A 14,063-nucleotide genomic window follows, 5' to 3' on the forward strand; every position below is an offset into this window, starting at 1 on the left:
ACTTTCAGAAGCTTGTGTAGAATGCGAGATGGGTTTAGTAAGATTACAAATACCAACATCCTTTCACGCAATATCAGACAATCAGGGCAAGTGCGGAACATATCTACCACGTCGCAGTCTTCAACCTTCAGACCCTATCGAAATTCTGCATGGTTCGCCGTACAATTCCCGTTATCATTGCTATTTTGTCAAGTACGGTTTTACTGACAACAGAAGCGCGTGCCCAAACCTCGCTCAATCGTGCTGTGCTCTCAGCAATCCGAAATCAGGTCCAGGTGCTGCAGCAAAACCAGTCTGCTCGTGCAGCTCGTATTTCCGATGTTGTCACGCCTGGACAGGGAGTTTCTACAGCTCGCGCTTCATTAGCAGAACTCCGATTTAATGACGGTTCGTTAGGACGGCTCGGAGAACAGGTTGTCTTCTGGTTCACGCCCGGAACACGCAATTTCCGCATCTCGAATGGAACTGCTTTGTTTCTGATTACGCCCGGACAGGGCAGGACACGCATCCAAACTCCGAATGCAACCGCCGGGATTCAGGGTTCTGCGCTCTTTGTCCGCTATATTCCCGAAACCGATACGACAATTATTGGAGCCTTAACGGATAGTGGCATTCAAGTATTTAATCGAGATGCCTCTCAGCAGCAATCCCTACGAGGTGGGCAGATGGCAGTTGCGATCGGGGATCGCATTGAACAAATTTACGATTTCGATCTAAATACTTTCTATGAAACGAGTACGCTGGTGCGAGGGCTAGCTCCAACCGAGGAACGATCGCAATCAGAGACTCGCGATGCCACAATCTCCCAGGTTCAAGAGGAAATGCAGACTGCGATCGAACAGCAGCAATCGCTCCCTCCCAACGAAGTCATTGAAACTCCAAGCTTTGTCAGAACTCCAGAGTCCAGCGCCACAGAGCCTTCGATCGCGCCACCCGTCTTTGATAATTTCCCTGACTCCAATCAAGTCACCAGTCCGCTTGAAACCCTGACGAATGAAAACCAGCCTCGCAATACGCCCCTAGATCCAAATTCACAGCCCGCAATTCCATCTTTCCAGAACCGATCGGATCAGGTCATTACCGATCCACGAGTTGACGATCGGCGGAATCCAACTGATGATCGTCCCGGAAATGGCAACGGGAGACCGAATGTAGACGATCGTCCCGGCAATGGCAATGGCAACGGAAGACCCGACAACCCTGGCAACAGTGATGGGAACGGACAACCCGATGTAGGCGACCGTCCGGGTAATGGCAATGGGAGACCGAATGTAGACGATCGTCCGGGTAATGGCAACGGCAACGGCAACGGCAACGGAAGACCCGACAACCCTGGCAACAGTGATGGGAACGGACAACCCGATGTAGGCGATCGTCCGGGCAATGGCAATGGAAGACCGAATGTAGACGATCGCCCCGGCAATGGCAATGGCAACGGAAGACCTGACAACCCTGGCAACAGTGATGGGAACGGACAACCTGATGTAGGCGATCGTCCGGGCAATGGCAATGGAAGACCGAATGTAGACGATCGCCCCGGCAATGGCAATGGCAACGGAAGACCTGACAACCCTGGCAACAGTGATGGGAACGGACAACCTGATGTAGGTGATCGTCCCGGAAATGGCAATGGGAGACCGAATGTAGACGATCGCCCCGGCAATGGCAATGGCAACGGAAGACCTGACAACCCTGGCAACAGTGATGGGAACGGACAACCTGATGTAGGTGATCGTCCCGGAAATGGCAATGGGAGACCGAATGTAGACGATCGCCCCGGCAATGGCAATGGCAACGGAAGACCTGACAACCCTGGCAACAGTGATGGGAACGGACAACCTGATGTAGGCGATCGTCCAGGTAATGGCAATGGGAGACCGAATGTAGACGATCGCCCCGGCAATGGCAATGGCAACGGAAGACCTGACAACCCTGGCAACAGTGATGGGAACGGACAACCTGATGTAGGTGATCGTCCCGGAAATGGCAATGGGAGACCGAATGTAGACGATCGCCCCGGCAATGGCAACGGTAACGGAAGACCCGACAACCCTGGCAACAGTGATGGGAACGGACAACCCGATGCAGGCGATCGTCCGGGTAATGGCAATGGGAGACCGAATGTAGACGATCGTCCGGGTAATGGCAATGGCAATGGGAATGGTGATGATAGACCGAGTGTAGACAATCGCCCTGGCAATGGAAATGGCAACGATAATGAAAGACCCAATGTAGATGATCGTCCTGGCAACGGCAACGGCAATAACGATAGAGATGATCGTCCTGGCAACGGCAACGGCAATAACGATAGAGACGATCGTCCTGGCAATGGAAATGGCAATGGAAATGGCGATGGCAATGGCAATGGAAATAATCGACCACCCAACGGCAATGGAAATAATCGACCTGATAGAGACAACGAACGACGTAATTGAGATTACGTATTAGCCGCGTGAAGTTTAAGGGGTGTTTACTGAGCTATTCAATCTTGTGGGCTGGTTTTCTGTGCAGCCGCGCCCAGGGCATGAATGCTGAAATTCCGACAGCAGACGCATCAGACGGAGCATCGAAAGCTGAATTGCATGACATTGCTCAGTCTGAACATCAATTTTTTGCCGAGAGCGATCATGCTGTTAGCAATCCTCTCTGGACTCCAAATATTGCCCCTGCGGAAATCATTCTGCCTACACGAGAAGCGTTTAATCCAAACAGCCTTGCTCCAGACTTGAATTTCACAGCCGATTCCCAGATTCGTGGAACAGTTCTGAATGAACTATCCAGCTTAGAAGCGCATCAGGAACAGCAGAACCCGGCACAGGAACAGCAACAAGAGCAGGAAACGCGCTCTTTTTCATTGGAATCTCAAATTCCTCCTGTTCCTACAGCGATCGCTAATGAGATAGAGGAATTCGTAGAAACGCAAAACAATCAAGAAGCTGTTTCGCAATCGATCGATCCAGAATTAGGGAGACTGCGGCTTCGTGAAACGCAACGGGTAGAGCCACAATCGACCGATCCAGAATTAGGGAGACTGCGATTGCGCGAAAGGCAGTTAGCAGAACAGCAAGCCAGTGATCCGGAATTAGGTGAATTTCAACTCCGTGAAAGAGAGCTTGCAGAACGGCGACCGGAGCAAAGCGTCTTTTTTCAAGGCAGAATTGACTATTTTAGAAGCAATAATATTCTGCTAGATGACGTTGATCCTGTAGATGATCAGCTAATCACGGTTGGCATCTCCGTACTAGGCGTTCCAAGCATTGGACCTCGAACTAACCTAGTTGCCTCTGTCGGCGCTAGCCTTGCTCGCTATGGCGATTTGTCAGAACTTAACTACAACAATCTTCAGTTTCGCCTTGGAGTACGCCACAATCTGTTTCCTAACACTTATGGGGAATTGAGTTGGACGAATCAACAATTGTTTTCTGCTGATGATGGTGACCAATTCCTGAATGATCATTCAATTCGGCTTTCCCTGTGGCGACGTGACCAGCTCGCGCCTCGACTTAATTTAGATAGTTTTTATCAGTTCCGCCTCAGCTTTGCTGATCCAGCCGATCGCAGCCGTCTAGTGAATACGCTAGGAATTTACTTGAGCTACGAAATTCAACGCGATTTAGAAGCCGGGTTAGATTATCAGTTTGTTCTGACAAACTTTACTCAACAGGAACGCGAGGATAGTTATCATCAACTAACCGCTCAACTGAGCTACAATCTTTCTCGCAAGACCAGTATTAGTCTATATGGCGGTTTTAGCTTTGGGCGATCGTCCGAATCAAGCATTGATTTTGATAGCTCCATACTGGGCATCAGCTTAAGCACAAGCATTTAGGCGGCGATCGTCTCAACAATCTGCGTCTGATAGGAAACTTAAGGGCGACAAGTCAGAGCCATGGGTTTGAATCCAGTATCGCCCCTATAGAAGATTGCTAGCAGTATTCATAGGATGCAATGATACTCTTTGCCACCACGTTCAACCCCTGAGGTTTCGCACAACCGATCCGCATTGTATTGATTGAGTAGCCGCTCAACCTGGTAGGTTGTAACATCAAGCGTTTTGGCGATCGTCTCTTTCCACTCAGACTTCACCTTACGGTTGGGAGCCTGAGCCAACCACTCAGTTAGACGAAAGCGTATTTGTTAGAATCTGATGACTCGACCAGGGCTTTAGTGGGGAGAGCCTGGCCTCATTTCGCTTGAATCCTGCTTGTCTTGCTTCGTACAGCAATTACAGCGAGGTTGTTTTTCCGACTCAGATTGAAGATAGGCAGTTATTGAGCGGATGCGACTCAACGCATATCGGATTGTTGCTAGTATTTTGGCTCTTTTAGCAAGTAAGTCCCTATAATCGCTATTCATCCTGAGCACCTGAGCTAGTCTATAGCAAGGTTAACCTTATTAGAGTCTGTTCAAGCTCTCGCGTTGGATAGGCGATTTTGTGAATTCTCCTTGTTTTATTGTTGGCAGGTGAATAGGCTTTTATACTTAGCCAGTCGTAGGATAGATTCCGAGATATCAATAATTCTCTATCCTTTTTATTGGCAAGTCTCTTTAGGAAAATGAGTGATTCTGGTAAGCCCCTTGAAGGATTGCATCTGCTAGTTATTGAGGACGAGCAGGATACAAGAGAACTAATTACCTTCATTCTCCAGCTATGGGGTGCAGAGGTTACAGCGGTTATCCACATTTATGAGGCGATAGAAGCTCTAGATCGGTTTATACCGGATGTAATCCTCAGTAACACTCATTTACCAGATGGAGACGGATATATGCTTATCGGTCTGTGGAGAGACAAAGAGGTAGAGCTAGGGATAGAGCCAATTCCAGCAATTATCATCGCTGATTCAGACAGAGAGGTAAGTAGGAATCGCATCCATCAAGCAGGTTTTCAAACCTACGTCTCTAAACCTTTAGACGTGACCGTGATCGTTGAAACCGTAGCGACGGTAGCTTCTAGGCAAGGAGCTAAGGAAAGAGAGCACTGAAGCGATCGAATCCTGTCTAGCTCCTAGACATTCCGGCTATACTAGGCACAGTTTGGGTACAGCTTCAAGACCAAACGCTCAGAATCCTTACAAAATGCGCTCTTTGCACACCCTTGGTAAGGGTGAGGTCATGAGTTCAATCCTCGTCATGGGCTTATTTACTTTAAGAAATAAAACTGCCGATCGCCCCAGGTAAGCTACACTTCTAGACGCTACATCTGGAGAGCAAACTGATCTGATGGGCTAGATGTGTCCTGAGAAAAGGCTCTGGATATGGCAGACCTGCCGTGAGTGCGTGAGGCTGCGATGACCCTTGCAAAAAAACTGTCTTCTGCTCAGCGTCAATCTTCAAACCGAAAAGACCTGCTGAACTTTGACCTGAGGTTTGAGTCGGGCGGGAGTTTGCCGCTCAACGCCTTTTCTAACAGTGCTGCGATCGCTGACTTCAACAATGACGGCAACCTGGATACGGTGATCACGACGTTTGGCTTTGCCTTCAATACCGATGCGTCGCTGTTTTTGGGTACGGGTCGGGGCACGTTTAACCCGGCGATCGAGCTAGAAATTGGTGACAATCCGGGTGGGCTAGCAGCCGCCGATTTAAATGGCGACGGGTTCGCTGATATTGTGGCTGCAAATCGCACCTCAGATACGGTTTCGCTGCTGCTGGGTCGCGGAGACGGTAGTTTTCGCAGCGTTGTTCGGCTTGAGGTCGGCACGCAGCCCCGAGAGGTAGTCCTTGGAGACTTTAACGGAGACGATCGCCCTGATATTGCAGCCGTTAACTTTGGAAGCGGGTCGAGCAGTGTTTCGATTTTGCTAAACAACGGGAACGGCACGTTTCGTGCTGTAAAGACCAATCGCATTTTGGGAGGGCAGTCGCTCGCGCTGGCAACCGGAGACTTTAACGGCGATCGAAGGCTCGATCTGGTCACAGCGGATGCTGGCTCGAATACGGTTTCGCTGCTGCTAGGAACTGGAGACGGCAATTTTCGGGAGTCGAAAAGCTATCGCTCTGGGGGAGCTGTACCGTTTGGGGTGGCAACTGGAGACTTTGATGGCGATGGCAGGCAGGATGTGGCGACAGCAAATAATGGCTCTCGTTCTGCGGGAATTTCAGTGCTGTTTGGCAACGGCAAAGGGGAATTTACGCGGGGAGAAACCCTGCTTCCCAACACGCGAACCACGTCGATTCGGGCAGCAGATCTGAATGGCGATCGTCAAATTGATTTAATTGCAACACTGCAAAATGGTTCCTCGCTGGCGACTATTCTCACCAATGGCGAAGGCAATTTCAGCCGTCCTTTTTTCACCCTAGCTAACAGTGACCCTTCTGCAACAGCGATCGGTGATTTGAATGGCGATCAAAAGCCCGATCTGATTGTCTCTAGCAGTGGCTCGAACAACGCACGGGTTTTGCTGAACCGCACCAGCTTTGTATTTTTGCAGCGTCCTACCCGCAGTCGCGCAGGTACGATCAACGGTTCCCAGGAAACTCGCACGTCGATTTCTGTTAACCTGGCAAACGCAACGTTTCAGCTCAACACCAGCCCCCGGACTCGCTATCCAATCAGAAACTACGCCAACGCGATCGGCACTCAGCTTGAGGACAGCCTCACTGGAAGCAGCGGACGCAATACGCTAGCCGGGGAAGCAGGCAAGGACACTCTACGCGGGCTGGACGGCAACGATACGCTATTGGGCAACGCGGGAGCCGATCGCTTACTGGGAGGGGACGGCAATGACTCCCTCAGCGGTGGCACAGGAAAAAATACGCTTACTGGAGATGCCGGGAGCGATCGGTTTATTTTTGCGACAGGCGCACCCTTTAACCCGCAAGATCCGCCCAGCCGCATTACTGATTTCACACCCCGTCAAGACAAGATTGTCCTCGATCGCCAAACCTTCCCTACCCTGACCCGATCGATTAGCTTTCAGGCAGTTTCGACCTTTGCCCAGGCACAAGCCAGCAGCGCAGCAATTGTCTACGCGCAATCGACCGGGCGGCTCTACTACAATCCCGACGGTGCAATTCCCGGCTTTGCTCAGGGCGGAGTGTTTGCCGTTCTCAGTTCACCCAACCGCCGATCGCTAAGCGCAAATGATTTCAATGTCAGCTAGAGGTCATTGCGCTGTTAGAGTCCAGGCTTTTCTAGCCGCATCGCCTCCAGATCAAGCTGACTGAGCCGATCGAAAGCTCGATCGATCGATCGCTGTCCTCGCAAAAACCCTGTATTCGCGCCCGGACAGAGAAACTGAAGCGTTTCTGGCGTGAATCGATCGCGCAGGGCTGCAATGCTGCGAAGCTGACGCGGCCAGTGAAAAGTTTTGGCAATGCGGAGCGGAACCGGGTTTCCCTGCTGATTCGGCAACAAATGCCGTCCGGTAAACAGAATGCCGCCAAAGCGATCGTGATACAGGCAGGCAGAGCCAGGAGAATGTCCAGGTGTCCAGATTGCCAGACTGCTGGAGCTGAGGCGAACCTCTTGCTGAAACGTTGTGATGTCCATTTGGGGCAGCAGATATGCCTCCTGCTCCTGAATCAGCACTTCGCAGCCCGTTTCCTGCTGAATTGACCTGACCTGACCGATCGCCCCCCGATGAGTCAGAAATAACCACCGCACGCCTCCCTGCTCCTGAAGAAACGATCGAGTTGCGGCATCCCACGCAGGACAGTCAACCAGCATATTGCCGCCCTCCTGCAGAATCAGGTAAGCCGTGCCGCCTGCAATCTCGCGGTTGGGAGGAAAGGCAAACACGGTTTCAAACACGGGGCGAGGCGGTTTGGCAGCAGCGTTTGAAGGGTTTGAAGCAGTTTCTGATGAATTGGGCACAGGGGAATTAATCACGGGAAGCGGGTGAGAAAAGGGCGGTAGTGAGAACTGACGATGATAAGACTACTGTGACGGTTTACATGACCAGATGGATAGGCTGAAGGGGTCGCTTCGCATGGGTGAGTAAAAGACGGGTTGCCATATCATGCTGCATGAGCAGTCTTCGGGTTCAGCATATTGGGGAAAGCCTCGTTTTCTGCGAAAAGGCTGGAGAATTCCCAGTTCTTCTCCCCATCGCTCCGCAGTTCGCTAAATTACCATATCAAACACTCAAAAGACAAAAATTATTTCTATCCACGATTGTTTTCCTCTTCATCTTAAAACTCCTATCCTGACTCCTTCAAAAGCGTCGAGCAGTTTGGCGATCGAAGCAATCTTCCCTCAATTTTCCCTGATGGATAATTGAATCGATAACAGGCGAATCAGCTAAAAACGGTTTGGCGATCATGCAACCGAGCTATTCTGGATGAAGCATGGTTCAGATTGAGCGGGAATAAAAGGTGAAATTGACGGCATGATCTTGCTGCTCCTGATTATTGGATCGATTACCTACTTTGTGGTTCAGCGCAGTGTGGCGAATTTGACGCGCACCCCGGTCTGGCTACTGTGGCTGGTCATGATGATTCCTGCTTTTGTTTGGGCGAGCTGGGCGGTTGTTAGAGTGGCGGAGCCAATTCCCCTTGAGCTGCTGTTTGCTGCATTTGTAGGCAGTTCGATTCTGTACTGGACGCTGGTGCAAAAAGGACGAATTCCGCCTTCTCAGTCTGCCCAAGCGCAATCTGCCCAGTCCGAACAGCCTGCGTCTGTGGCGAATGTCCGTCCGACTCCACCTCCCCGATCGATCGATCGCGAAGAAGAAGCCAGCCTGCAAAACTGCTTTCCCTGGTCGGTGTTCTATCTGCAAAACATCGAGCATCGCCCCCAGGCGCTCATCTGTCGCGGGCAGCTCCGAACCTCGCCGGAAGTGGCGTATCAAACGGTGCGGGAAAATGTGGAAGCGCAGTTTCGCGATCGGTTCCTCGTCGTTTTTCAGGAAGGCTTAAACGGCAAGCCTTTTTTTGCCCTGGTTCCCAATCCCTACCAGCAGGCAGGTGCAGCCTTGCGGAAAACGGGCGATCGCCCTGGCATTGCGTTAATCCTGCTGTTTGCCACTTTGTTAACCACGACGCTGGCAGGGTTTTTGATCGGCAAAACCAATCCTCAGCTTCCAACGACCTTTGCCGAACTGCTGACCGGACTTCCCTATGCCGTTTCGCTGCTGGCAATTTTGGGAGCGCACGAGCTAGGACACTTCTGGGCAGCCCGGCGCTACCGAATTCGGGCATCTTTGCCTTACTTTATTCCGGTTCCGCCTGCAAGTATTTTTCCTTTTGGGACATTAGGCGCGTTTATTCAGCACCGATCGCCCATTCCCAATCGCAGGGCCTTGTTTGACATTGGGCTACTGGGACCGCTTGCCGGGTTCCTGGTGACGGTTCCCGTTTTGCTGTGGGGTTTGGCGCAGTCTTCCCCAGTGCCCGTAACCGAGGAATCTGGACTGCTGAACGCGGCTTCGTTTAAGTCCAGCGCGTCGGTGCTACTGACCGTGCTCAGTCGGATTGCGCTGGGCGATCGCATGGCGATAGACAGTGCCCTGAACCTGCATCCGGTCGCAATTGCAGGCTGTCTGGGGCTGATTGTGACTGCGCTGAATCTCATGCCTGTGGGTCAGCTCGACGGCGGGCATATTGTTCACGCCATGCTGGGGCAGCGATCGGGGGCGGTGATCAGTCAGGTGGCTCGGTTACTGCTGATTGGGCTGGCATGGGTTCAGCGAGAACCGCTGCTGTGGGTATGGGCAATTTTGCTGTTTCTCATGCCCGTAATCGATGAGCCAGTTCTGAATGATGTTAGTGAATTGAATAATGCCCGCGACCTGCTGGGAATCCTGGCACTCGGATTGCTGCTGCTGATTATTCTGCCCGCGCCTGCTCCACTTCTCCGGGTTTTGTTTTAGACTCTAGTACACTGCCTGAAGGATAGAGTCATGACCCAGGATGTCCGGCAATGGTTAGGCGAAATAAAAGCCCTGCAACAAAAGCTGACCGAAGCGCAGCAGGAACGAGATGACGCGCTAAAGAGTGCAGCAAACTGGCGCAATTTATATGAAACTGAAGCCCGCCAGCGACGCACCGAGGCAAAACTGGCGCAGCAAAAGGTCGATTCCCTGCAAGCGGAACTCAACGCGCTAAAAGCAACTCCGTCCCTGTCTAATGATTTGGCCGCTTTCTCAGAGCCAGATGCAGCTCGCGCCCAGACGGTTCAGCAGCAGGTTAGCCAGCTCGACCCGATCGAGGCGCTGCAAGCTCGCCTGAGTGAAGCACTGCTAGAAGCCGATCGCCTGAAGCAGACACTTCGGTCTGAGCAAGCAGCCCATCAGCAGACCCGCGTCGAGTTGACAGCTGCCCTGGGAGATGCGATCGATCGGCTCACTCAGGAACGCACCCGTAACTGCAACTCGGATAACAACCCCGATCGCGGCAAGCTCGAAGATTCAGTTCTCTCCGAAATACCTGCCGTTTTGCCTGCGTCTAAAACCCCATCACTTGAGCTACCGCACTTCGAGTAGCTTCGATCCCGGTTTTGAACTGGTTTTGACAGTGTTTAATCGCCGTATCCGGGTCTTTAAGTCCGTTTCCGGTGAGAACACAAACAATTTTTGCGCCTGCCGGAACCTGATCTTTCACCTTCAGCAGTCCCGCCACTGAAGCCGCACTCGCAGGCTCACAGAAAATGCCTTCCTGAGAAGCCAGCATGCGATAAGCGTCTAGAATCTCTTCGTCGGTGACAGCGTTGAACTGTCCCTGACTGGCATCTCTTGCCGCAACTGCCTGCTTCCAGCTTGCCGGATTGCCAATGCGAATTGCGGTTGCCAAAGTTTCCGGGTTGGGATTGGGTTGACCTGTCACCAGCGGAGACGCGCCTGCTGCCTGAAAGCCCATCATCCGAGGCAACTTGCAGCGATTTTCCTGATGATACTGACAAAAGCCCATCCAATAAGCGGTAATATTGCCCGCGTTGCCTACCGGAATACAGAGCCAGTCGGGAGCGTCACCCAGCACGTCTACAATTTCAAAAGCGGCGGTCTTCTGCCCCTCTAATCGATAGGGGTTCACTGAGTTAACCAGCGTGATCGGGTAGTGCTCTGACATTTCCCGCACGATTTCCAGGGCACGATCGAAGTTTCCCTGAATTGCCAGCACTTCTGCGCCATACAGCAACGCCTGTGCCAGCTTGCCCAACGCCACATAGCCATCTGGGATCAGCACATAGGCCCGCATTCCGGCTCGTCTTGCATAGGCAGCAGCGGCGGCTGAGGTATTGCCCGTACTGGCACAAATCACCACTTCTGCTCCGGCTTCCTTCGCTTTGGTGACTGCCATCGTCATGCCCCGGTCTTTGAAGCTGCCCGTCGGGTTCAGACCGTCATACTTGACCCACACCTGCACTCCGCGTCCAATCTCAGCGGCGATCGCAGGAGCGGGAATCAGGGGCGTATTGCCTTCTAGCAGCGTCACCACAGGGGTTTGATCGGTGACGGGCAAATAGCGGCGATAGGTTTCAATCAAGCCGCGCCAGCCTCTCTGACCCGCAACCGATTGAGCTGCCAAATGAGCGTTACCAGACGAACCAGAACTATGTGTATTAACAGACGGTAAACTAGCAGTCACAGCGAATTTGTGAATGAAGAACTTAGGACTGAGATGGTATCTCACCCGTTCTCTCAAGTCTAGTGCGATCGAGTCACATCAGCCAAGTGTAAGGGTTGTTCACAGGTTGGCGATCGTTCCCTTGAGGGGATTTGGAGAACGTTTGCTTCACAGAACGTCATGCAGCAAATCCTGTACTGTCCAGCCACTCAGCACCAACAAAGACAGCAGAGCAATGGCGAGAACCGTCAGCGGAATCCAGAGCTTATTTTGAGGTTGAGACATTTCACTAAAGTTTACGAATTTTAATTCTGCCGATCGACTTAAACTGCTTCTAGCTCATAACTTCTAGCTGAGAAAGGAAGCAGTTTTATGGCTCAGCTCTATGACTCATTTATGATTCAGTTTTATTCCTTATATAAAGTCTGTCCCCGGTACAGTGAAGCTTCCAATAAGCAGCCTAAAATCCCTGCTCCTACGGTAGTGCTCGATGGTAAGGTATCGAGGAACTCAATCCATCTGGTGATAGCGGTGAACGATACATCGCAACCCTGAGGTAGTCTTCCAAGGTTCTTGTATGTACAGACCAGGCTGCACAGAATTATTTCTTTTAACCCAGGCTCAGAATCCTCTATTTCGAGGAGTTATTTGGGTTAAACCTAATTCGGTTATCCAGGCAGTTGCAGCAGTGCGTATTCCGGGTGGCTTGACTCCACCGTGAGTTTGGGTTGTGTGGTGCTGGTGGGCAAACTGCTGACTACGATCGCGGCAATGCATTCTTGAAAATGCCGATCGTGCTTGTATTCTGCTGCTGATTGCTTTGGGAATCCTGGCGGTTACTGTTCCTATTCGATGAACTGAATTGACAAACTAATTGATGAATTGAATTGATCGGTTAGCGGTTGCGGTGGTTTGGTCGCGCCCAATCGGCCGATTGATATTGATTTTACGATTGCCAAAATCTTGAACTATTCAGGCGAAGAAATGTCATACCGAGTGATTAGTCTGTTCCAAGCGAGGCGGATTCGAGCTTTGCGATCGAAGCTTCGGAGAAAAGCGCAAAGCCCAAACCTCAAGACTGAAGTTTTAGCCGGAATTACAGTAGCACTAGCCTTAATTCCCGAATCGCTTGCGTTTGCGGCGATCGCCAAAGTCAACCCAATGGTCGCGCTGTACACCTCATTTTGCATGGCAGTGGTCACAGCGATCGTGGGTGGGCGTCCGGCAATGATCTCAGCCGCGACTGGCTCAATGGCACTTCTGATGACCACGCTTGTGGCAAAACACGGTGTTGAGTATCTCTTTGCCGCAACTGTTCTCACGGGTGTACTTCAGATTTTGATTGGCATTCTTCAGTTAGAACGCTTTTTTTCTTTTATTCCACCCTCGGTCATTGCCGGGTTTGTCAATGCGCTGGGAATTTTGATTTTCCTGGCACAGTTGCAGCAGTTTGCAGGAGAACCGTGGCAAATGTATGTCATGGTCGCCGTGACGCTGGTGATTGTTTATCTATTCCCCAGATTGTCTAAAGCAGTTCCGGCTCCGCTGGTTGCCATTGTTTCAATGACCCTATTTGCGATCGCCGTGAACCTGCCCGTGCGTCGGGTTGGCGACATTGGCCAAATAACGCGCAGTTTGCCCAGTGTACACCTTCCTGCCGTAAGCCTTTCGCTAGAAACGATCGCCATCATTTTGCCGTATGCTTTGACGCTGGCGATCGTCGGGTTGCTGGAGTCGCTGTTGACTGCCGCCCTGGTGGATGAGTTGACGGACACTCGCAGTTCCAAAAACCAGGAAATTAAAGGACAGGGGATTGCCAACGTGGTGACGGGGTTCCTGGGCGGCATGGCAGGCTGTGGGATGGTTGGTCAATCGATTATCAACGTGCGATCGGGCGGACGGAGCCGATTATCAACCGCTGTTTCCGGTGCTTTTTTGCTGTTTGCCATTTTTGTGCTGCGAGATTTGGTGCAGCAGATTCCAATGGCGGCGTTGGTCGGAGTCATGATCATGATTGCGTTTGAAACCTTCGACTGGAATTCGCTCAAAACGCTCCGCAAAACGCCTTTGCCTGAATCGATCGTTATGCCAATCACGGTAGCGATTGTCATTTGGACCCATGACCTGGCGAAAGGGGTTTTGGTGGGGGTCATCCTCAGTACCGTTGTCTTTGGCTGGCAAGCAGCTCAGATTAGAGCAACGACGACTCAGCACAGTGAGGTAAAGACCTACCATTTGTCGGGTCAACTGTTCTCTGGTTCAGCAAACCGGTTTCTGGAACTATTTGACTATCAGCACAATTCCAAGCGCGTCGTTCTTGATTTTAGTGCAGCTCGTCTCTGGGACTGGGCAGCCGCAGACGCAGTTTCAAAAGTCGTCAAGAAGTATCAAATCCTCGGTAAACAAGTAACACTGAGCGGGCTTAATCCAGAGAGTCAGGCGATCGCCGAACAGTTTGGACTGATGCAGCTTGCCGATTTTGATTGGTTCGTCGATCAAAGTGCCTAGTACCCATTTGTACGAAGGGGCACTTTCATTTTTGGTCTCTTTGCGGGGCG

At 51.5% G+C, this 14,063-nt stretch carries 10 protein-coding genes; 7 read left to right on the top strand and 3 right to left on the bottom strand.

Annotated features, from left to right (window positions below; genetic code table 11):
- The first annotated feature begins 149 nt into the window (after nt 1–149).
- Nucleotides 150–2,435, top strand: coding sequence for a FecR domain-containing protein (locus NDI45_RS04265; protein WP_348246524.1), 2,286 nt, complete (start codon nt 150–152; stop codon nt 2,433–2,435).
- Between the two features lie 53 nt (nt 2,436–2,488).
- Complete coding sequence (locus tag NDI45_RS04270; RefSeq protein WP_348246526.1) at nt 2,489–3,829, top strand: hypothetical protein; 1,341 nt, start codon at nt 2,489–2,491, stop codon at nt 3,827–3,829.
- A gap of 107 nt (nt 3,830–3,936) precedes the next feature.
- Here NDI45_RS04270 and NDI45_RS04275 read toward each other — a convergent pair whose 3' ends face one another.
- Nucleotides 3,937–4,110 carry a hypothetical protein gene (locus NDI45_RS04275; protein ID WP_190792115.1) on the bottom strand — a complete coding sequence of 58 codons (174 nt, stop codon included), beginning with the start codon at nt 4,108–4,110 and terminating at the stop codon, nt 3,937–3,939.
- A gap of 446 nt (nt 4,111–4,556) precedes the next feature.
- On the opposite strand from NDI45_RS04275, the gene NDI45_RS04280 reads away from it, so the two are divergent.
- Both NDI45_RS04280 and NDI45_RS04285 read left to right on the top strand, forming a co-directional pair.
- On the top strand, nt 4,557–4,982 hold the full coding sequence (locus NDI45_RS04280; RefSeq protein ID WP_190791455.1) for a response regulator: 426 nt from the start codon (nt 4,557–4,559) through the stop codon (nt 4,980–4,982).
- Nucleotides 4,983–5,288: 306 nt separating this feature from the next.
- The gene (locus NDI45_RS04285) at nt 5,289–7,103 is read left to right on the top strand and encodes an FG-GAP-like repeat-containing protein (protein ID WP_348246529.1); all 1,815 of its coding nucleotides are present in this window, start codon (nt 5,289–5,291) and stop codon (nt 7,101–7,103) included.
- A 14-nt stretch (nt 7,104–7,117) separates the two neighbouring features.
- Here the strand turns inward: NDI45_RS04285 and NDI45_RS04290 are convergent, their stop codons facing one another.
- Nucleotides 7,118–7,816 (bottom strand): MBL fold metallo-hydrolase, encoded by a 699-nt coding sequence (locus NDI45_RS04290; RefSeq protein WP_348246531.1) that lies wholly within the window; start codon nt 7,814–7,816, stop codon nt 7,118–7,120.
- 514 nt (nt 7,817–8,330) lie between these two features.
- Here NDI45_RS04290 and NDI45_RS04295 point away from each other — a divergent pair.
- Together NDI45_RS04295 and NDI45_RS04300 are read left to right on the top strand one after the other, a co-directional pair.
- The gene (locus NDI45_RS04295; RefSeq protein WP_190790263.1) at nt 8,331–9,812 is read left to right on the top strand and encodes a site-2 protease family protein; all 1,482 of its coding nucleotides are present in this window, start codon (nt 8,331–8,333) and stop codon (nt 9,810–9,812) included.
- Between the two features lie 30 nt (nt 9,813–9,842).
- Nucleotides 9,843–10,424 carry a hypothetical protein gene (locus tag NDI45_RS04300; protein ID WP_348246533.1) on the top strand — a complete coding sequence of 194 codons (582 nt, stop codon included), beginning with the start codon at nt 9,843–9,845 and terminating at the stop codon, nt 10,422–10,424.
- On the opposite strand, the gene thrC is transcribed toward NDI45_RS04300, so the two are convergent.
- Nucleotides 10,387–11,466, bottom strand: a complete 1,080-nt coding sequence (thrC, locus tag NDI45_RS04305; RefSeq protein WP_199296353.1) for a threonine synthase — start codon at nt 11,464–11,466, stop codon at nt 10,387–10,389. The two genes, NDI45_RS04300 and thrC, sit on opposite strands and share 38 nt — an antisense overlap.
- A 1,023-nt stretch (nt 11,467–12,489) precedes the next feature.
- Between thrC and NDI45_RS04310 the strand changes: the two genes are divergently transcribed.
- Nucleotides 12,490–14,013: a SulP family inorganic anion transporter gene (locus tag NDI45_RS04310; RefSeq protein WP_348246535.1), complete on the top strand. Its 1,524-nt coding sequence runs from the start codon at nt 12,490–12,492 to the stop codon at nt 14,011–14,013.
- The last annotated feature ends 50 nt before the right edge of the window (nt 14,014–14,063 follow it).

The sequence above is a fragment of the Leptolyngbya sp. GB1-A1 genome (genome assembly GCF_039962475.1).
Classification (GTDB): Bacteria; Cyanobacteriota; Cyanobacteriia; order Elainellales; family Elainellaceae; genus Leptolyngbya_A.